This is a genomic window from Nostoc sp. (genome assembly GCF_036919615.1).
Taxonomy (GTDB): Bacteria; Cyanobacteriota; Cyanobacteriia; order Cyanobacteriales; family Nostocaceae; genus Nostoc.
The window spans coordinates 105044-124540 of sequence record NZ_JBALCN010000096.1 but is presented as its reverse complement, the minus strand read 5'-3'; the positions used below and the strand labels follow the sequence as shown (position 1 = coordinate 124540).

14 protein-coding genes and 2 pseudogenes are annotated in these 19497 nt (G+C 39.0%); 6 read left to right on the top strand and 10 right to left on the bottom strand.

Going from position 1 to position 19497, the window contains the following annotated elements; all coding sequences use genetic code 11:
* Positions 1 to 2 precede the first annotated feature (2 nt).
* Together V7K48_RS28335 and V7K48_RS28330 are read right to left on the bottom strand one after the other, a co-directional pair.
* Positions 3 to 878, bottom strand: a complete 876-nt coding sequence (locus V7K48_RS28335) for a hypothetical protein (RefSeq protein WP_335077578.1) — start codon at positions 876 to 878, stop codon at positions 3 to 5.
* Positions 879 to 901: 23 nt separating this feature from the next.
* The gene (locus V7K48_RS28330; RefSeq protein WP_335077576.1) at positions 902 to 1708 is read right to left on the bottom strand and encodes a reverse transcriptase domain-containing protein; all 807 of its coding nucleotides are present in this window, start codon (positions 1706 to 1708) and stop codon (positions 902 to 904) included.
* A 357-nt stretch (positions 1709 to 2065) separates the two neighbouring features.
* Here V7K48_RS28330 and V7K48_RS28325 point away from each other — a divergent pair.
* The 4 genes and pseudogenes from V7K48_RS28325 to V7K48_RS28310 all read left to right on the top strand — a co-directional run.
* A pseudogene (locus tag V7K48_RS28325) lies at positions 2066 to 2299 on the top strand (hypothetical protein); the annotation flags it as partial.
* A 52-nt stretch (positions 2300 to 2351) separates the two neighbouring features.
* Positions 2352 to 2543, top strand: a complete 192-nt coding sequence (locus V7K48_RS28320; RefSeq protein WP_190876219.1) for a DUF6888 family protein — start codon at positions 2352 to 2354, stop codon at positions 2541 to 2543.
* Positions 2540 to 3091 carry a DUF6887 family protein gene (locus tag V7K48_RS28315; RefSeq protein ID WP_335077574.1) on the top strand — a complete coding sequence of 184 codons (552 nt, stop codon included), beginning with the start codon at positions 2540 to 2542 and terminating at the stop codon, positions 3089 to 3091. The genes V7K48_RS28320 and V7K48_RS28315 overlap by 4 nt, the downstream gene beginning before the upstream one ends.
* Positions 3092 to 3361: 270 nt before the next feature.
* A complete protein-coding gene (locus V7K48_RS28310) occupies positions 3362 to 4906 on the top strand; it encodes an ArnT family glycosyltransferase (RefSeq protein ID WP_335077572.1) in 1545 nt (514 codons plus the stop codon).
* An 87-nt stretch (positions 4907 to 4993) separates the two neighbouring features.
* Here the strand turns inward: V7K48_RS28310 and V7K48_RS28305 are convergent, their stop codons facing one another.
* The 5 genes and pseudogenes from V7K48_RS28305 to V7K48_RS28285 form a co-directional block, all read right to left on the bottom strand.
* Entirely contained in the window at positions 4994 to 6262 is a 1269-nt protein-coding gene (locus V7K48_RS28305) for a mannosyltransferase family protein (protein WP_335077570.1), read from the bottom strand.
* 29 nt (positions 6263 to 6291) lie between these two features.
* Positions 6292 to 7479, bottom strand: a complete 1188-nt coding sequence (locus tag V7K48_RS28300; RefSeq protein ID WP_335077568.1) for a hypothetical protein — start codon at positions 7477 to 7479, stop codon at positions 6292 to 6294.
* Between the two features lie 187 nt (positions 7480 to 7666).
* Positions 7667 to 9598 (bottom strand): DMT family transporter, encoded by a 1932-nt coding sequence (locus V7K48_RS28295; protein WP_335077566.1) that lies wholly within the window; start codon positions 9596 to 9598, stop codon positions 7667 to 7669.
* Between the two features lie 337 nt (positions 9599 to 9935).
* Positions 9936 to 11243 (bottom strand): mannosyltransferase, encoded by a 1308-nt coding sequence (locus V7K48_RS28290; protein ID WP_335077564.1) that lies wholly within the window; start codon positions 11241 to 11243, stop codon positions 9936 to 9938.
* A gap of 87 nt (positions 11244 to 11330) precedes the next feature.
* Positions 11331 to 11581, bottom strand: a pseudogene (locus V7K48_RS28285) (hypothetical protein); the annotation flags it as partial.
* A gap of 270 nt (positions 11582 to 11851) precedes the next feature.
* Between V7K48_RS28285 and dxr the strand changes: the two are divergent.
* Complete coding sequence (gene dxr, locus V7K48_RS28280) at positions 11852 to 13048, top strand: 1-deoxy-D-xylulose-5-phosphate reductoisomerase (RefSeq protein WP_335077562.1); 1197 nt, start codon at positions 11852 to 11854, stop codon at positions 13046 to 13048.
* Between the two features lie 184 nt (positions 13049 to 13232).
* Here dxr and V7K48_RS28275 read toward each other — a convergent pair whose 3' ends face one another.
* The 3 genes from V7K48_RS28275 to dnaK form a co-directional block, all read right to left on the bottom strand.
* A complete protein-coding gene (locus V7K48_RS28275; RefSeq protein ID WP_335077560.1) occupies positions 13233 to 14288 on the bottom strand; it encodes a mevalonate kinase family protein in 1056 nt (351 codons plus the stop codon).
* Positions 14289 to 14851: 563 nt separating this feature from the next.
* Entirely contained in the window at positions 14852 to 15853 is a 1002-nt protein-coding gene (locus V7K48_RS28270) for a DnaJ C-terminal domain-containing protein (RefSeq protein ID WP_335077558.1), read from the bottom strand.
* Between the two features lie 177 nt (positions 15854 to 16030).
* Complete coding sequence (gene dnaK / locus V7K48_RS28265; RefSeq protein WP_335077556.1) at positions 16031 to 18133, bottom strand: molecular chaperone DnaK; 2103 nt, start codon at positions 18131 to 18133, stop codon at positions 16031 to 16033.
* Between the two features lie 317 nt (positions 18134 to 18450).
* Here dnaK and V7K48_RS28260 point away from each other — a divergent pair, with 317 nt between their 5' ends.
* The gene (locus tag V7K48_RS28260; protein ID WP_335077554.1) at positions 18451 to 19299 is read left to right on the top strand and encodes a M28 family peptidase; all 849 of its coding nucleotides are present in this window, start codon (positions 18451 to 18453) and stop codon (positions 19297 to 19299) included.
* The last annotated feature ends 198 nt before the right edge of the window (positions 19300 to 19497 follow it).

The window sequence follows — 19497 nt, the reverse complement described above, 5'->3', positions numbered from 1 at the left end:
GGCTATTTTATTAAATAATTAACTATTTCCTCAATAAACCACTTTATAGTCTCGTGTATTTTTTGATAATCTTTTTTATCGAAAAACTCTTTAAGTTTATTTTGAGGCTGTGATTTGTGTGGAATAATTTCCACCTTATTTCCTAATTTGTATTGCAATAAACTTAAATTATTGATAATATCATTGACAACTTCTTCAACATTATAAAAAGTATCTTTTAGACCATATAAAATAATATCTGCTGTTCTTTTTTCCAAGTTACCGTAAATTTTAACTGTTTTTTTATTTACTACATATAAACTAAAAATATCATTTATTTCTGTTATAGTAAAGTTATCTTTTAGTAGATTGAGAGATATTTTTATAGACTTACCTTTTCCTTCAATTCTTTCTTCTATTGATTTACCATTCCAATCTCCATGACTGGCAACATCTCTGATATTCATGATCAAAGTAATTATATTATACTCTTCACAACTTTTTTTGTTAAATTTTTCTGAGCCACCCTTAATAACTTCAAAAAAATAAGTTAATCTTTCCCATTTAGAGTACGAATTATTTTGTATCTTGTCGTTGCCATATTCTTTAGCTATGAATTGATCAAGTAGGATTTCTATTTGCAAGTATATCCTTCTACAAAATTTTACAAAATCATCATTAATGATGTCATTAACTGATTGTATATTATACTGTTCAAGTTGTTTTCGGAGTGAATTATTCTCTGGTAGATTGAGCCAAAGATACTGTGAATAATCAATGACAAGTATTTTGTTAGAGTCTATCTTAATTTCTTCCCTGGTTAATTTATCCAGATATAGAGCAATATTTTTTAGATTCAAGTTAATTTGTTGAAGTAAGTTTTGAGCAATTTTATCCATTAATTACCACTCTCAAATAATAATTAACTAATCACTAAAGTTGAAAGTAGCTGATATTGCTTTAGATATTTTTGATAAATAGAATTATTTCTTCCCTTAACCATACCAATAAACTCTATTTTTCCTCTCAATACCTGTCGAAAATTTGATTTTTCTTTCGTAGATAATCTTGGCTTAAATTCAGACTTTTCTTGATACTCTTTTTCCACAGCTTCAAGCCCAAACTTAGCCCAAGCATGAAGCATAGCACGAACCTGACGCACATACTTTCGGTCAACATTAGGAAACAGATTAGTTGTTAATCCCGTAACTTCTTGATGACTCTCTCTGCTTTGCAGTCTGATTTTCTTCTCATTCACCTTAAATCCGTTGTCATTAATAATTGATAGTAATTTGTTACCAATAAAAATTTTATCTACGTCTTCTTCAGCTACTATATATGCTAATTCTTCAGGTAACTTAGGTAAAGTTGTTGAGAAAGTAATATCATCTGCATACCTTGTATAAGTCGCTTTGTACTCTTTTGCTAAACGTTGCAATTGACTATCCATCTTGGCACAAATCATGTTAGTTACAATGGGTGAAGTTGGCGCACCTTGAGGTAACTGATTGTTATGACAACAAATCTGTGCTAAAACTGTCGCTACATCTGGATGTAAACCATAGGGTGTAGCCATAAACATACCCCGGACTCGACCAAAATTAATCGACGGAAAAAAATCAGTTAAATCAAGATTTAAAACATAGCGTTTTTTAGTATGAGCTTGAGCATTAGTTACAATATTTTTCCCCATCACAAACCCATGCACTGATGGTTTTATCTCATACACTGTTTGTAATACTTGATTAAGTTTTGTCTATAATGCAGCCAAGTTATGGTTACTAGAAGATGAGTATGAACCAATTCAAGGTAGGCTTTTAGCTACGGAATTAGCCTAAGTTACTAGATAGTTTTTAGAAAATATAATTGAGAAAACTTGCGTAAGTCTTGTGATTTATGCAACTGTCACAAGCGCCGACACGACACAGCTGTATTGAGCTTTAAAGAACTAGAGTAATAATATTTAGCTGTATGTGGAACAGGTGACCGCAGATAATTATGTATTAGATATAGAATTAATACAAATCAATAATTAAGGAGCAAGAGCGTGCAATCCATACTTTTAAGCTGCGAATAAGTTGGATGACGTGCAAAAGAACTATACGAAAACAGCATTCGTCAACAAGTGGAACGAGAATAAAATATCGGTAAGATGGTGATTATTGATATAGAAACAGGTGAATACGCAGTTGACAAAATAGGTATAGAATCAGCGCGATATTTACGTAATAAATGCCCATTTGCTCGACTTTTTGGTATTCGCATTGGTTACAAAGTCGCTGTTTCCTTCAGTGGTGAAATGGAGCGCGATTATCGGTGATTTCAGGTATCATTTACCGATATAATCAGTAGGGAAATCAAGTAAAGTGGATATGAAGCCCACAAACGAACAAACTCAGGGACTCTACAGGCTTTGTTATCGACTTACTAATGTCATTTACCCTGGATGGCCATACACAAACATCGAACTTGTTAGGGTAGATGAACGTACTGGCAACTTATACGTACTTGCTGGCGAAAATCTAGACTTTGAGATTAAACCAACCGGAGGGTATGAACCATGACAGTAGCTAAGTATGAAGCGATGAATCTCAATGAACTACGTCGCTATATTCTCACTCATCGAGAAGATGTTGCAGCTTTCCATATATATATTGATCGCTCAAAATCTGAAGGGCAAATGATCAGCATAGACTTGAATGATGAGAATTGGGAAGACAAAGTTAAAGAAGCAATTAAATCTAGCTCCAATGCTATTCGTTGGCACTGTAACAATACACCAAAATATACTAAAGAAGCTCAGATAATTTCTGAATGGTGGAATCAGTTAGATAATAAATTTGTTACCAAGCATCATCTTACTGGAATAGAAATTGATCAAGCAACTGGAATCTGGGAACCAATTCAAATTAACCCGCCAGTGCAAATACGCATCAGCGAACCAAGTTTAGAAATTGGTCAATTTACTACGTTGCTCAAATACAGAAGTCAAGATAACTCGATAAATCAAATAGAAGCCGTTGCTATTGATCTGGATATTGCAAAGCAAAACCTATTTGTTTGGCCGACTCAAGCAGCAGAGGTTTTTATTTTCTCAACAGAGTCTACTTAACACTTCGCTGTACTCAAGTTTCTTACGCTACATCCGTCACTAGAATCAAACTTCTCAGCATAGTGCTGCTAGTTTAAAAAGTCCTTGTATTTTGATAGAAGTTCTATCCTTGTAGCAATAGTTGCTAAGTGGACGATTAACGAATATCACCGCATGATTAACGCTGGCATTTTGAGCGATCGCACCATATAAACGCCGCTTTTTAACATTGCAGAATCTGGGGTACAATACCGCCTTACAGTGGTTGAGATAATTATCCCGATTTTAGATATGCGTCTATTCCGAGAAAAAGAATGGTTATTTAGCCTACTGGTAATATCTCTAGTTCTATGGCTGATATTTTTAGGAAACTCCCCTTTACGAGATTGGGATGAAGGTACTGTGGCACAAGTTGCCCGTGAAATTTGGCGTGCCCCACTTGATTCAATGCGTTGGCTTTACCCCACCTTGGCAGGTGAACCTTATTATAATAAGCCACCCCTGATGCACTTGCTAATTGCTTGGACTTACTCCATTGGAGGCGTGAATGAGTGGACAACACGTCTGCCGGGTGCAGTGTTAACTGCCTTGGGAGTGCCTTTGCTTTACTTGGTGGGATGTTTGCTTTTTAACCAAAGTTTACCAGCTCTGTTTGCCGCTTTAGTTTACCTGACGATGTTGCCTGTGGTGCGTCACGGACGGCTAGCAATGCTAGATGGTACAACTATTACCTTTTTCTTTCTGTTGTTGTTTTGTTTGCTAAAAGCACGTCAGAATCGGCGGTATGCTTTAGGCGTGGGATTTTGTCTAGGGTTAATCACTCTCACTAAAGGGATGATAGTTTTGTTGCTAGGGGCGATTGCTTGTTTATTACTGATTGCAGATCGGCAGTTTGCTTTGTTAACAAGCCCCTATTTATTAGTAGGAATGTTTTTAGGAAATGCACCAGCGATCGCTTGGTTTGCTGCTCAATGGCAACATTATGGCGAAAATTTCTTCCAAGTGAATTTTCAAGCACAAAGTTTTGATCGCCTTACACAATCTGTTGAAGGTCATAGTGGCCCTCCCTGGTACTATTTAATAGAGTTAATTAAGTATAGTTTTCCTTGGCTATTATTTTTACCAGGGGGTTTTTATCTAGCTTGGAAAAAACGTCATACTACCTGGGGTTGCCTAATTATTATTGGCACAATTGTTTATTTAGGAAGCATCTCTTTAATGAGAACTAAACTCCCGTGGTATATTATGCCTCTATATCCATTTTTAGCTTTGGCAATTGGTGCTAAACTTAGCGAAATTTGGCAGTATGGTCATTTTAGAGTGCGAAGTTGGACAATATTTCTGGCTATTATTGCTTTTGCTGGTTTAGGAGGTTGTGTTTACTTTATTATTGTAAATAAAGAGCCTATTTTAATAATCATGACTATTGTTTTGGCAATAAGTATGGGCATCGCAGCATGGCTAATTAAACAACGCGATCGCAACTTTATTCCAGTCTTATTTACAGGGATGTATTTAGTTTTAGTACTATTGATGAGTTCACAATCTTGGATTTGGGAATTAAAGGAAGCTTTTCCAGTCAAGCCAGTAGCAGACTTAATTCGGGCAAATGTTTCACCAGGAACACAAATTTACACCTCTTTTACTTATGGGCGTCCTAGTTTGGACTTTTACAGCGATTGCAAGGTAACTCCTGCAAGTGTGCCACTTTTACAACAAATGTTATCTAATAAATCTTATTTGCTATTAGACAATGCGGCTTTACAGCAAATCAATTTAACTGGGAGTAAAATTATAGGAGCAGTTAACGGATTTACACTGATTACCAAGAATTAATTATACCAAAAGCCACAGATTTCAGACATCTTTGAGAAGTCGGAGATCTTATTTATGGGTAAACCACCAATGAGTGATCTTATCAACCTAAGCTATCCAAAGATCGCGGGCAAATCGAATAGAAAATGTAAACATTAGTATTCCAAAAAAGTACATAATTGGGTATCCCCAACGAGGATATTGGGCAAGTAATAACCCGAATGCCATTGACAAGGATATAATACCGTAAGCGTAGCGTTCAGCCGAGAGTGTAATCCCAGTGTTTAAAATTAAAGCTAAGGAAGAAAACCCATAGACAACAGTAACAAGGGGAATTTTAGCTCGTGATAACCATAGTAAATAGATCCCACCAAAAACTAGTGCAATTTTCAATAATTCATCTGCTGTCAATAACCACAACAATAGCCATAAAAAATATAATCCATAGCGGAGTTTTATCATTCCTAGATGTAAACGAAAGCGCCATAACAAACAGCCGCTACCAATAATTATTAAAAATAATAACGGATACAAAGGATCTTTAATATAGCCAGATTTCAAATTAGTTAAACCTAGCGTAATTTGCATCACCATCTTCCACCAACCTTCCCAAGCAAACCCTGTTGCATCACCACGCCATGCCTTTTGTGCATGGATAAAAGCCAAAGCATCGCCAAATTTAATTTGACAATAAAGACTGTACAGAGATATACCCAAAGCAACAGTTAAACTAGCAATATAGGCTTTTATACCTCTACGTTCTTTCCACGAAACAAACAGAAAAGCGGGGATAAGAGCAACTCCAGGTAGTCGTGTTGCTGTAGATAATGCTCCCCAGAATGCTGCCCAAATATATTGCTTTTTATCAAAAGCTCGTAAGGCAGATGTGGTGAACAACAAAAACAAACCTTCACTATAAATTACGGTTCCATAAAGAGAATAAGGACACCATGCTAAAGTAGCTGTAGCCCATCGGGCTGTGCTTGTGCCGTAAAGCTCCTGTACCCAAAAATAAAGGATGATCAAGGCAGCTAAAAAAGCCGAATTATTAACTAATATAGCTGCCACTTTAGGAGACAAGCCGATGAACATAATTATCCGGCTTAACAATGGAAATAAAGGGAAAAATGCAACTGTGTGCATTTCCTTTACGTTACTGGAGAAATCATAACCAGAAGTCATAATTTTCTCATACCAAACACTATCCCAAGCAGAGAAAACATTCCAACTAAAGGTGGCAGCAACGCCAACTGATGAAGTTGGAAATAATGGAGCAATCAGCAACATAGCGATGGCTATTAGAAGCCTACTAGACAGCCACACTGCAATCACAAAAAATAAGCCATTAGCCAAAACTTTTTTCTTTATATTTATCATTCCAGATAAATTAACTTTTGATTGATATTTCAGTAAAAGTCAGCTTTTAGTTTTGGATAAATCATGTCACAATTTCGCACAACAAACCAAAGTGTAAAACCTAAAGGTATAGAAAACAACTGGATATATATGGGAGTCCCTAAATAGCCGAAAAATGAGGACATTTGTACGACGATAGCTACCCAACGATATTGGGGAAAGTAAAAGGCAAAAATAAGAGAAAATATATCGGCAGGATAAAAATACCTTTCGTGCATTTTGGGCAGGATATATGGCATAAACAAAACTGATATGGTGGCTAAGTATATAAGTCTGTCTTGAGTTATTTCTAGTCTACTTTTATAAACAATATATGCCAATAAAAATATTACACATATAGTTAACATTAAAGCTATAGGGACAACAATATTATAAAAATTGTTGGGAATCCATTGATAAAGATTAGGTGCATGTTTAGTGAGGTCTTTATATTCATTAGCTTGGTTCAAGTATACTAATAGCAATTCTAACATTGGTCTGCCGGCAAACCAAGCTGGCAATATTGAAACTATATATATTAATGGAATTAATGGTAAGTAATACCAAGAAATTCTTTTTTTTAGCAACATAATCAATAATAAAGGTGCTAAAAACATAGCTTGCAATTTAAAAGAAAGTGCCATGCCAAAGCTAACTAATCCTAGAATTGGTTTTTGAATAGATAAAAAATAAATACAGGCAATCAATCCTGTTGTATAAATAACGTCACATTGACCCCATAAGACACTATTACAAATAACACTCGGACTCAATATAACTGCCAAAAAAGCAAAAGTTGCTATTTTACCTTCTGGGTATTTTAGTTTGACAATTTTGTAAGTGAAAAAGCCACAAAGAAAATCAACAGTCATAGCAAAAAGCTTGATTGCCAGAATTTTTGGCAATCCAGACAGCACGGTAGCAGCAATTAAAATCCAGTAAAGGTAGGAGGGTGTGTAATCGGCAAAACTATATTTTAGAGCGCTAAAGCCGCCATGAGATGCAATGAAATTATACCAAGGCTCTAAAGAAGACTTATAATCCCCCGATTTATTTGGAACACAAACCAATCGAATCAGCACTGCTAATATAATGCCAATAGCCAAGTATCCAGGAACTGGGAATGGGAGAGAGTTTAATAGCCTATTAAACTGAAATTTAACTAATTTTAATAATGTCTTGTCGGAAGTTTTTGTCATAAATTGTATCACTCAAGTTAACGGTGTCCAAATACTAAATTAAGAGTAATGGAAGCAAGTTTGGGCGAGTAGAAGTTGCGGCTACACAAGACTTTACCCACATCTGTGGGTTTAAAACCCTTGATTTTTCATGCTTTCTGCGTAGGCAGGTCTCGTTTGCATAATAGCGAATTATACTCACTCAATACTACGAAGTTTCGTTCGTTACTTGAATAGTGGATTGACTAGATTGGGCTAGATAGATACCCGTTAAAACTACGGCAAAAGTTGCCCAGTCAAACAAACCTACTTGTTCTGAAAAAATGAACCAAGCGAAAATGGAGGCCAGGACTGGTTCAAGGAGAAGCGTTACCGCAACGACGCCTGAAGAGATTCTGCTGAGGCTATAAGCCAAAAGTCCCTGACCCAAAACTTGGCAAAAGAGAGCTTGAAAAATTATGAAAAACCAACCCATCCAGGAATAGGGCAATAGTCTATCTTCGAGGAATGGGAGGACGGGTAGTAGAAACATTGTTGTCACTCCACAGCGCCACAGCATTATAGTTGCGGTGCTAAATCGGGTTCGAAGTCGTTCTATCAGCAGCATACACGTAGCCATGAAAATCGCAGTTAGCAATGCTAATGCATCACCTAGTATTTGGTCAGTTGCAAATTGTACCTTATTGAGTTCAAATGCGATCGCTCCTCCCAAGGCTATGACCAGACCAATAACGAATCTTTTATCGAAGCGCCAACCGAATAATAGATACCCAGCTAAAGCAACGAATAAGGAGTTCAAATTAGAGAGTAAAGCCACGTTGGCAACACTAGTTTGACTCAGCGACCAAGCCCACAAGAGGAGGTAGGTTCCAGCAGCGGTTCCCATTGCCAATAAGAGCCACACTTCTTCTCTGGTAAAAGGCTTCTGTTCTATAGATTGGTTATCGGACTGTTGATAGCCCAAAGCCTCAAGTCCATTCCACAGGCCAAAGACAACTGTAGCAATCCAGCTGCGATGAAATACTACAGCATTTGCGCCAATTTCTTGTTGGCACAATTTGGTAAGAGATGGTGCCAAAGATATGGGAATTAGGGCAAAAAATAATGAGACAGTTCCTAATAAAGCTGGTGTTTTGGAGAATTGTTGCCTTAGTAATGACAGTTTGGTCGTCATACTTTTAACGAAAGTATTAACTATACTTTTGACGGATTCCTGAAACGGGTAATTAACAGCAGTTTGGCTAGATATGGCTAAGTATAAACCCATTAAAACTATAGTGAAACCTATCCAATTTGAGAAACTTAATTTTTCCGAAAATATTACAAGAGCGAAAATGCCGCTAAATACCGGCTCTAACAGATGCACCAAGGAGACAACCACCGAGGAAAAGCTAGCAAGGCTATAGGTCAAAAGCCCATGACCAATGACTTGGCAGATCAGGGCTAAGAAAATCACCCAAAGCCACCCACTAACTGTTGAGGGGAAAAGCTGATCTTGAGTGAACAAAAGTATGGGAAAGATGACTAAAGCTGCGATCGCACAAATCCACAACTGGATTGTGGTGGGAGAAAATTTGGTTCGTAATTTTTCTACGAGCAGCAGATATGCACCCAAGAAAATCGCCGAAACGCTTGCAGCAATGCCTCCTTGAACTTCGTCTGTGGCGATTTGCAGTTCCTCAAATTCAATGGCAATCGCTCCCCCAAGAGCGATGACCATCCCAATCAGGAATTGGCGCTTTATACCCTGACGAAATAACAGCCACACCCCTAAGCTGGTAAATATGGGGGCAAGATTATGTAAGACACTAGAGATTGCAACGCTAGTTTGAGTCAGCGACCAAGCCAATAAGACTAAAGTGGCAGCCCAAAGAATACCAGCACCTAGCAATAGCCACAGATCCTGACTGGTATAGGGCTGCTGTTCTACAGGTTTGTCTAAGGAAAATCGCTGCCGTATTACCTTGTATCCATGCCATAGTAAGAAGACCACACTACTAAGCCAAAAGCGATTAAATACAGTGGCATTGGGGCTGAGTTCAATTTCGCTCAATTTCATAAAAATAGAGCCAAAAGATATGGCACCTACACCTAGAAACAATGAAGCGATCGCTATCTTCCTTTGATTGGATACATTCATTAGAAAATTTAAATTCAACTTCTTACCAATAAAGAATCAACTAATGGATCAAAGCCTCTAACCAATTTTGAGATGATTATCCCGATTTCATATATGCCTCTATTTCAAGAAAAAAAATGGTTATTTAGCTTGCTGCTAATATCTCTAGTCTATAGCTGATATTTTTGCCAAACTTTCCTTTCCGATACTGGGATTAAAGTATTTACGCTATAGTACCAGAAAAATTTACCTTACTGGTAACTGGCTTTATCCCACCCTTCAGGAGTAAAATTATAGTTACAATTAAAGGATTTACACTGATTTAACCATAAATTATTAATTAACTGTTTTTTCCCTTTTAACCCAGCCATTGATCTTTGCCATAATTAATCCATTGTTGCACAAGAGCGATCGCGGATACAATAATCACAAATAATAGATTTTTATATTTTCTTTTTCCCGGAAAACAACAATACAAATATCCTAAAGCTAGAAAAAAGAAAGGTACTGCAAATATATATCTACCTAAACTTGCTAGGCGATTTTGTGTGAAAAATACAATTAAAGCATTAATTACTGAAAAATATATACAAAACCAAAATAGATAATTATTTGGTAAGTTATTGGTGAATTTAGAGGTGATTATTTCTTTTTTTACACTTCGCCAATAATTCAACATATACGCCAATCCTAATACAGGCGGATATATTATTAAGATATCCCAAATAAATGTTTTTGGAATAAATACCAATAGCTGATGGTTTTTAATTTTACAATATATTATTACTAAAGAAATTATTAGAATTAAAATTGGCAGATATAAGCCTAATAAATCAAACAAGGGAGATTTAGGTAAAAATAGTAAGTCTAAATGTAATCCTAATGTTTTCCCCCATTGTTTTTGGTCGTGGAATGGCGCAAAAAAATCTCCTCTTAATTGGAGACATGAAAATCCATAAATAGAATATCCTAATATCGCTGAAATAGATATTGCGATCGTTCTGAAAATATTATTTTTACTTAGTTGTTTTGTTAGCCAAAATATTGTTATTAATGATAATAAACAAGCAAAGATTATCGGAATTAATACTGGACGAGTTAAAGCCATTAAAATAGTAATAAACGATAGCAGCATTAATTTTATTTTCTCATTTAATTTGTTTTCAGGTAAAAGCAGCCATATAAAAAAAATCCCTAATAAAGAAAATAAGCTTTCTGTATAGCCGATAACGCGAAAAATCGCCATAGGGTTGACGGTGTAAGTCAGGGTAATTATTAATGCCAAATACTGATTTTTTAAAGCCTTTTTAAATACCCAAAATATTAGAGGAGTAGATATGCAAAAAAGTGCTGTAGCTGTAATTTTAAAATAATTGGCATATTCATCTAAGTTTTCAGGATGAAATAGGCGAGTAATGATAAAACCCCAAAGAGGATAAAAAGCAGTACAGGCATTTTGCAAAGCCATATTTGCATAAAGTTCTATATCCCAATAGTAACTTTTTCGTGGTAATTGAGGAGGAATTGCACGAGGTAACTGAGTGGGTGAAAAAAACTTATTAAAAGTATCTGGGAAAATTAGCATTCCGACAATAGCGCAAACAATAAAAGCACTATAAATAATTATATAAGGTGTTAAATATCTGGGAAATTTTACTTTTTTCATTTTATGAATTTATCTTGATTTTCCTTTGATTGGATACATTCATTAAGAAAGTTAAATTCAACTTCTTACCAATAAAGAATCAAACCTCTAACCAACCCAACGCTCTTGGGCAAATCCTACAGCTATTTTGGCTAGTAATGTTACAAAAGCACCAAGATTAAATATTCCTGACGAGGATGGCGAGATAGCAGCACATCAATGGCTATATTCAAAGGCACAATACCATAGGCAAGATGACTCAAGGAAATAGTGTCTCCAGAGGCTAGCAGCAAACCAATACTACAAAAGCCATAGATAACTGTAGCTAGGATCAGTTGCGTGTGTAAGTGCCATAACACTTAATAATTCTTGATGGGGCAGAGTACTGTAGGGAATCTGTGAAATAATTACTTAGTACACTAACGACTGATGATAATTGGGTAGTGATGTTGAAGTTTGAAGAAGTTGAGGCAGAGGACAAGAGGGCATGGAGACACACGGGGACACTTTCTTTCTCCCCCTCACCGCGTCTCGACTCCTTTGCCTCAGTGTATCGATTATAGTGATTGCTGTTATTAAAGAGTCCCAAGCAATTATAGTGAGAGTTGTCTGTAAATCCTTAAGCAATTGTGAAAGCGATTACTCTCGTTGGTTCCACTGGTTCTATTGGTACTCAGACTTTAGATATTGTCACTCAGTACCCAGATCAGTTTCGGATTGTGGGATTGGCAGCTGGGAGCAATGTTGAAATGTTGGCTGCTCAAATTCGGCAGTTTCGACCGAAAATAGCAGCAATTTGCTCAGAAGAGAAATTACCAGCGCTCAAAGAAGCTATCATTGACCTTGATCCCCAACCGATTCTACTGGCAGGTGACGCCGGAGTGATAGAAGTCGCTCGTTACGGCGATGCCCAAACCGTTGTCACTGGTATCGTTGGTTGTGCTGGTTTGCTACCCACGATCGCAGCTATCGAAGCTGGTAAAGATATTGCCTTAGCGAACAAAGAAACCCTGATTGCTGGGGCCCCTGTAGTTTTACCCCTAGTCGAAAAACACGGTGTAAAATTACTCCCAGCTGATTCAGAACATTCCGCAATCTTTCAGTGTCTCCAAGGTGTGCCAAAGGCAGGCTTACGGAAAATTTTGCTCACTGCATCTGGTGGGGCTTTCCGGGAGTGGGATGTAGAAAAGTTAGCAGATGTCACCGTTGCTGACGCCATCAAGCATCCTAATTGGTCAATGGGGCGAAAAATCACAGTAGACTCTGCTACTTTGATGAATAAAGGACTGGAAGTAATTGAGGCTCACTTCCTGTTTGGGTTGGATTATGACGATATCCAAATTGTCATTCATCCCCAGAGCATTATTCACTCGTTAATTGAACTGCAAGACACTTCAGTTTTAGCCCAACTCGGTTGGCCGGATATGCGCTTACCCTTACTGTATGCTCTATCTTGGCCCGATCGCATCTACACCAACTGGGAACGACTAGATTTAGTCAAAGCTGGAAATTTAACCTTCAGTGAACCAGATCACCAGAAGTATCCTTGTATGCAGTTAGCTTATGCTGTGGGTAAAGCTGGCGGTTCGATGCCAGCTGTGTTGAATGCCGCAAATGAGCAAGCTGTGGCTTTATTTTTATCAGAAAAAATTCGGTTTTTAGATATTCCCCGGTGTATCGAATCGGTGTGCGATCGCCATCAAAATGATCACCGGGCAAATCCCTCTTTAGATGACATTTTGGCAGCAGATAAATGGGCAAGACAAGAAGTTTTAATCACAACTGAAAAGTTAGAAACTGACTCACGGATAATTTCTCTACGATAAGAACCTTCACTCAGACTCCCAAAGGGGAGATTTTCTGGCTCTTGACCAATTTTTGTTTAGCCTTCAGCCTAATCCTGAAGGCTAACGGTTAAATTCATCTGATTTCCTTAAGCTCTTTCTGATATTTCCGCTTGTGACATCAAGCGCTGCTGTAATCGCTAAATGCTTGACCCTATGTGGTCAATCATACGGGAAGTTTTGAAATAGTTAACTGTAACGCTTGCATTTGGGGAAAATCGCGCTGAATAATTTCCATAGCTTTTGTTTGACTTGATTGATTTTTAACAATCAGTTGTGCAGTCCCATCACCCTGAGAACCCACACCTTTTCCTCCGAAGATATAAGGACTCAGAGGCTCGTAATGGAGAAGGAGATGCAGCTTTTTTGCAGTTAATTGTTCTGGACAAGCCGGAACTACGTGCTGATCAAATTCAGCTTGGGCTTTTGTCATTAAAGCTCCCAGAAGTTGGGCATCTCCAAGTTGTATTGCTTCAACTGCTGCTCGGGTAATTTCCGAGCTAATAGAACCCAAGTATTTTTGGACATTTTGCTCTTGAGTATTAGTAGCGAAAGGATAACACTCATTCAATCTTCTTAGTATTTCTTGTGTATTTTTGCTGCCGCCGAGATCAACAATTACAAAAAACAAATCTTTGCTAACTTTCAACTCAATCAGGTCAATTTGCTCACCATCAAATATCATCAAGATTGGACGATTTCCATAAGCACAAGCCTGATCCATACGACCGCAAAGACTAGGAGTGGTTCTTTCTGCCTGGTAGGCCAACTCCATTTCTGAACGAATTGTCATCTTCAAATCATACAGACGATTAAATGCCCTCACCATGAGAACGCAAAAGGCAGCACTTGAAGATAATCCCTTTTGAATGGGTAAGTCGGTTAGATAATTATCAACCTCAAGTCCGCCGACACCATAGTGAGTCAGAAATTGATAAGCTGTACCAGCAGCATAACTAAAAAAACCGCCCTCTTGCGCTACGCACTTGAGGGTATTAGATTCCATAGGTAATCTGAACGGTTCATAACGCCTGCCATCACAGAGAGAAGCACGAATAATTAACTCAGTAGAATTAGGTTTGATATCGGCATAAATTCCTTGATTAGTACCAACAATTAAGGTGTAGCCCTTTTCAATTAGAGGATTAATCCGGCGATATTCTCCTGCCCAATCGCTGTGTTCTCCGAACAAACAAAGACGGCCAGGAACAAAAATTCTCATTTGAAGTTTCCTATTGTTAATCGGGGTATAGACAATAACGATAAATGTTGCTATCAACTATTGGAATCCCTACCTCTTTTCAACACGCGCTCTCACACCCTAACCCCAAAAGATGGATGATGGTGTTCGTTACTGTCAACGCCCTATTCTTTGACCGTCTAATCACGTGCTTAACTCGTTAGCTCTGACACTTTCATCTAATTTAATTTCTCTTCATCGCGCTCAATCAATGTCAATAAACTTACAATAACTCTCCAAACCCCACCACAAGATGCTTTGAGGGATAGTGCGACAATATGATGATAACCGCCAGCGTCTACAAAAGCAGATGAGTGACTCGATATCAAAACTCATCTAGAAAATAATTTTACTCTAGTTAATGCAATTAAACTGTCTGAAGAGATCAACCCAATAGAACCAATTCATAAATGGCGTACATCCGATTGAACTATATGGGTTTAAGGCTTATTTTTTCCTCAAAAATGTTTAAGTCCCGCTAAGTCATAATTAGAGATTACTTAGGTACTCAATTACTTATGTGAGGAAGGGATTGATACACTACTTTATCCATAACTCAGTAAATCAGCCCGGGGTTTAAAGGTTTCAATTTGCCGTAACTTTTCGTACAGTTCCTGTTCTTCTTGACTAATATTTTTCGGGGTAACTATTTGAATTTCCACTAATTGATCACCACGTTTCCCATCATCGCTGGGGTAGCCTTTATTCCCTAGTCGGAATTTTTGACCCGACCTAACTCCTGGGGGAATTGTCATTTTCACTGGGCCGTCCAAAGTTGGTGCTTCTACCTGTCCTCCTAAAACTGCCTCACTGGGAGTAACTGGGACTTGGCAGAGGATATTTAAAGCTTCTAACTTAAATAATCGATGAGGTTCAACAGTAATTTTTAAGTAGAGGTCGCCACCACCAACGCCTTGGTTCCGCAAACGGATGGTTTGACCTGTTACCATACCTGGAGGCATATTAACTTCTAGCGATCGCCCATCTTCCAAACGAATGCGTTCATTGCCACCTTGATAAGCTTTTTCTAGTGGTAGCGTCAATCTGGCTTCTATATCCCGACGGGTTGTGCGAGGTGGGGTGTTAGGGGTGTAGGCAACTTTTGTTCTGGGGGAACGAAACGGATCGCTAGTATTGCTATTACTGGAGTTACTTGTGCCATTCTTATTTTTGACGCCGATAACTTGATTAATAAAGCTTTCAAAATCAGAGAATTGGCTTGGATCTACGTCCTGATTACTGTTGCGATCGGCTTGACTACTCTGCCAAGTTTTAGCCTTTGGCGTTTGTTTGTTGCCTGCAAAGCCTTTTTGCTTCCAGTAGCGGCTAAACTGGTCGTACTGCGATCGCTTGGCTGGGTCTGAAAGAACTTCATAAGCCTCGCCGATATCCTTAAATTTTTCCTCAGATGCTTTGTTACCCGGATTGAGATCGGGGTGATATTGCCTTGCTAACCGCCGATAAACCTTTTTAATTTCCTCACTAGAGGCGTCTTTAGATACTCCCAAAATCTCGTAGTAATCGCGGAAATTCGGCAAATTTTGCATAGTCAGTTATTTAAATTTTAGATTTTAGATTTTAGATTTTGGATTAATTAGCAGGTAGGAGTTAGGAGTAGAGACGCGATTAATCGCGTCTGTACAGGAGTTATGAATTGAAATATTTAATTTTTAACTTCTCACTCCTAACTTCTCACTCCTAACTTCTAACTTTTATTAGGAGTATTACGACCAATCATTGTCTTCTTCTTCATCCCAGTTATCTTGGTAACTTGGACGGGATTTGCGTGAAGGACGGCTGTCATCCGAGGAAGAACGACTGTCTCGGCTATAGTCTTTGCCATAGTCTTTCCCATAGTCTTTACCATAATCTCTGCCATAGTCCTTACCATAGGAATCGCGTTCCCGATATGTATCTCTGGGAGATTCGCGTTCTTTATCTTTATCACCGCCAGTAAAAATGTCACGGATATCACGGATAGTACCCAACCAGTCGTCGTCTTCCTCTTCATCATAAGACTGGCGGACTTCCCGGTTTAGATCATACAGAGCATCTTGCAAGTCGGCGTAGGATTGGTCAATACCGCGATCGCTATTTTCTTTGAGACTCTCTCGTAGTTCTCGGCAAATATTATCAATTCTTTGGCGGCGGCTGCGGGCAAACTGCATACCAAATTCTAAAGCTACTTCTCTGAGTTGTCGTTCTGCTTGGAAAATCAACGCCTCAGAACGAGTCCGCTTTTCTACTCTTTCTTTACGTTCGCGATCAACATCGGCGTATTTCTGAGCGTCCTGAATCATCCGATTCACTTCCGACTCGTTCAAGGTAGAAGCGCCTTGAATGGTGATACTCTGTTCTCGCCCAGTGGTTCTATCTAGTGCTGTTACCTGTAAAATACCGTTAGCATCAATATCAAATGACACCTGAACTTGAGGAATTCCTCGTGGTGCTGGGGGGATACCATACAGCTTGAACCGTCCTAAAGACTTGTTATTTGCTGCCATTTCCCGTTCGCCCTGGACTGCATGAATTTCCACAGTATTTTGGTTATTTTCAGACGTGGAAAAAATATCAGAACGGCGGACAGGGATGGTGGTGTTGCGAGGAATGAGTTTTTTCATCACGCCGCCGATGGTTTCCAATCCCAAAGAAAGGGGTGTGACATCCAAAAGCAGCACATCTTTGAGTTCGCCTGCGAGAATACCTGCCTGAATTGCTGCACCCACTCCCACTACTTCATCGGGGTTGACGTTTTCGTTGGGTTCGGTACCAATCAAGTCCCGCACTAGCTGTTTCACCATTGGCATCCGTGTACAACCGCCAACTAGCACAACTTCTTCAATGTCTCTAGGTGAGAGTCCTGCGTCTTTGAGGGCCCGTTTCACTGGTGTCCGCAATCGCCCCACCAAATCAGCACACAACTCTTCAAACTGGGAACGAGTTAGACGAGTTTCCAGATGTTTGGGGCCTTCCTGGTCAGCAGCAATAAAAGGTAAGTTAATATCGATCACGCTGACAGAGGAAAGGTTATTTTTTGCGTTTTCCGCAGCTTCCATCAGGCGTTGTAAAGATTGTCTCTCGCGTCTTAAATCTATCCCTTCGACTTCCAGAAATTGCTCTGCTAACCAATCTACTATTTTTTTGTCAAAGTCATTACCACCAAGTTGCGTATCTCCGCTGGTAGCTTTGACTTCAAATATGCCATCACCAACTTCTAAAATCGACACATCAAAGGTGCCACCACCCAAGTCAAATACTAAGATAGTTTCCGTTTCACCCCGATCTAATCCATAAGCTAAAGATGCAGCAGTTGGTTCATTGAGAATCCGCAGCACCTCTAAACCAGCAATTCTGCCAGCATCACGGGTTGCCTGCCGCTGAGAATCGTTAAAATAAGCAGGTACTGTAATCACTGCCCCTGTGACTGGTTCACCCAAGTAGCGACTAGCGTCGTCTGCCAATTTCTTCAGCACCATTGCTGAAATTTCTTCTGGGGCAAATTCCTTATTCAGACGGGGACAAGCAACTTTGATATTACCTACTTCGTCTTTGCGGATGGTGTAGGGTACACGCTTGGAATCTGGGTTAAGTTCGCCATATTTGCGCCCAATGAAGCGTTTAACTGCGAAAAAGGTATTTTGGGGATTGAGGATGGTTTGTCGCCCTGCCATTTCCCCAACCACCCTTTCACCTTCTTTGCTGAAGCCAACTACGGAGGGAGTTGTTCGCTTTCCTTCTGCATTGGCAATCACCACCGGCTTGCCACCCTCCATAACGGCGACTACTGAGTTGGTTGTACCCAAGTCGATGCCGACTACCTTGCCCATGCGTTACTTTTCTCCTAAAGTGTCTTATATATTTATTATCATTGGGTGAAACTACCTCTATTTTTGTGCCACAGGATGAAAATACCTCAATGGTATAATAGTCATCATTAAGGCAGTAAGCTAAGAAGTGCAGCTAGAGGAGATAGTTGCAAGACTAGGATAACATTGACGATGATTGGTGTGTCCAAGCAGCCTCAATTCTTGTTATCCGCCTACTTCTATGCACTGGATCTGCAAGTTGGTAAATGCACCTTAATAATACTTGCTCTGCTTCTTTGAGTGCCTGAAAACCTTAATATTGCCACTATTTTTAAAATTTGAATTTAACAGAGCGATTACAAACTTCCCTGAGTGAGATAGCGCGAGAACGCGATCCTTACATGGCAACGGCTGGACATTTTTTTGTCCAAGAATATATCCGCCAGCAATTTTCCCAATGGGGGAGTGTGGAAATCCACACCTTTAAAGTAAGAGGTAAAGCTTGTAAGAACTTGATATTAAATTTATCCTCTGAAACTAGAGGGCAAAAAAAGGATTTGCCACCTATTTTAATTGGTGCTCATTATGATGGCGTTCCGGGAACACCAGGAGCTGATGATAATGCCACAGGTGTGGCGGTGTTGCTGGAATTAGCCAGAAAGTTTGCTGCCCAAGCTGTAAGATATCCCTTAAAGCTAGTTGCTTTTGATATGGAAGAATACGGCTTACTGGGTAGTGCTGACTATGCAGCCCTGTTGCACCAACAAAAGCGATCGCTACGCTTAATGATCTCCTTAGAAATGCTGGGCTATAAGGATTCTACACCTGGTTCCCAAAGTTACCCCTCTCCTCTGGAACGCTTCTACCCAGATAAAGGAGATTTTATTGCTTTAATTGGCAATTTACGGACATTACCTGATTTAATTGGCATGAGCCGTAATATTCGCAAAGCTGGCGTATCTAGTCAATGGCTACCTGTGCTGAATCGAGGTTTAATTGTTCCCCAAACTAGACGTAGTGATCATGCACCTTTCTGGGATTTGGGTTATCCAGCAATTATGGTCACAGATACGGCATTCCTGCGAAATCCACATTATCACAAACCTAGTGATGCGATCGCTACTTTAGATTTAGATTTTCTTAGCCGTGTATGTGAAGGGTTGGAAATTGCGATTCGGCGGTTGTAAAAAATATTAGGGTGAATGATGATCTGCTTGACTTCTCTGACAGTTGAGTGAATACCTTGTCAGTCTGATCCGAATCGGATTACATTATCATGCACATTTTGATCTAAAGAGTGGATCTAAAAGTAGGCAAGCTCTGCACGCTCTTTCATCGATAGCTAAAAGAATTCAAGCCTAAATTTCTCTACTGTATAGCTCAAA

Coding starts and splice junctions, on each gene's coding strand:
- V7K48_RS28335 (WP_335077578.1), bottom strand. CDS start 878: ATGGATAAAATTGCTCAAAACTTACTTCAACAAATTAACTTGAATCTA.
- V7K48_RS28320 (WP_190876219.1), top strand. CDS start 2,352: ATGAAGCCCACAAACGAACAAACTCAGGGACTCTACAGGCTTTGTTAT.
- V7K48_RS28315 (WP_335077574.1), top strand. CDS start 2,540: ATGACAGTAGCTAAGTATGAAGCGATGAATCTCAATGAACTACGTCGC.
- V7K48_RS28310 (WP_335077572.1), top strand. CDS start 3,362: ATGCGTCTATTCCGAGAAAAAGAATGGTTATTTAGCCTACTGGTAATA.
- V7K48_RS28305 (WP_335077570.1), bottom strand. CDS start 6,262: ATGATAAATATAAAGAAAAAAGTTTTGGCTAATGGCTTATTTTTTGTG.
- V7K48_RS28300 (WP_335077568.1), bottom strand. CDS start 7,479: ATGACAAAAACTTCCGACAAGACATTATTAAAATTAGTTAAATTTCAG.
- V7K48_RS28295 (WP_335077566.1), bottom strand. CDS start 9,598: ATGAATGTATCCAATCAAAGGAAGATAGCGATCGCTTCATTGTTTCTA.
- V7K48_RS28290 (WP_335077564.1), bottom strand. CDS start 11,243: ATGAAAAAAGTAAAATTTCCCAGATATTTAACACCTTATATAATTATT.
- V7K48_RS28275 (WP_335077560.1), bottom strand. CDS start 14,288: ATGAGAATTTTTGTTCCTGGCCGTCTTTGTTTGTTCGGAGAACACAGC.
- V7K48_RS28270 (WP_335077558.1), bottom strand. CDS start 15,853: ATGCAAAATTTGCCGAATTTCCGCGATTACTACGAGATTTTGGGAGTA.
- dnaK (WP_335077556.1), bottom strand. CDS start 18,133: ATGGGCAAGGTAGTCGGCATCGACTTGGGTACAACCAACTCAGTAGTC.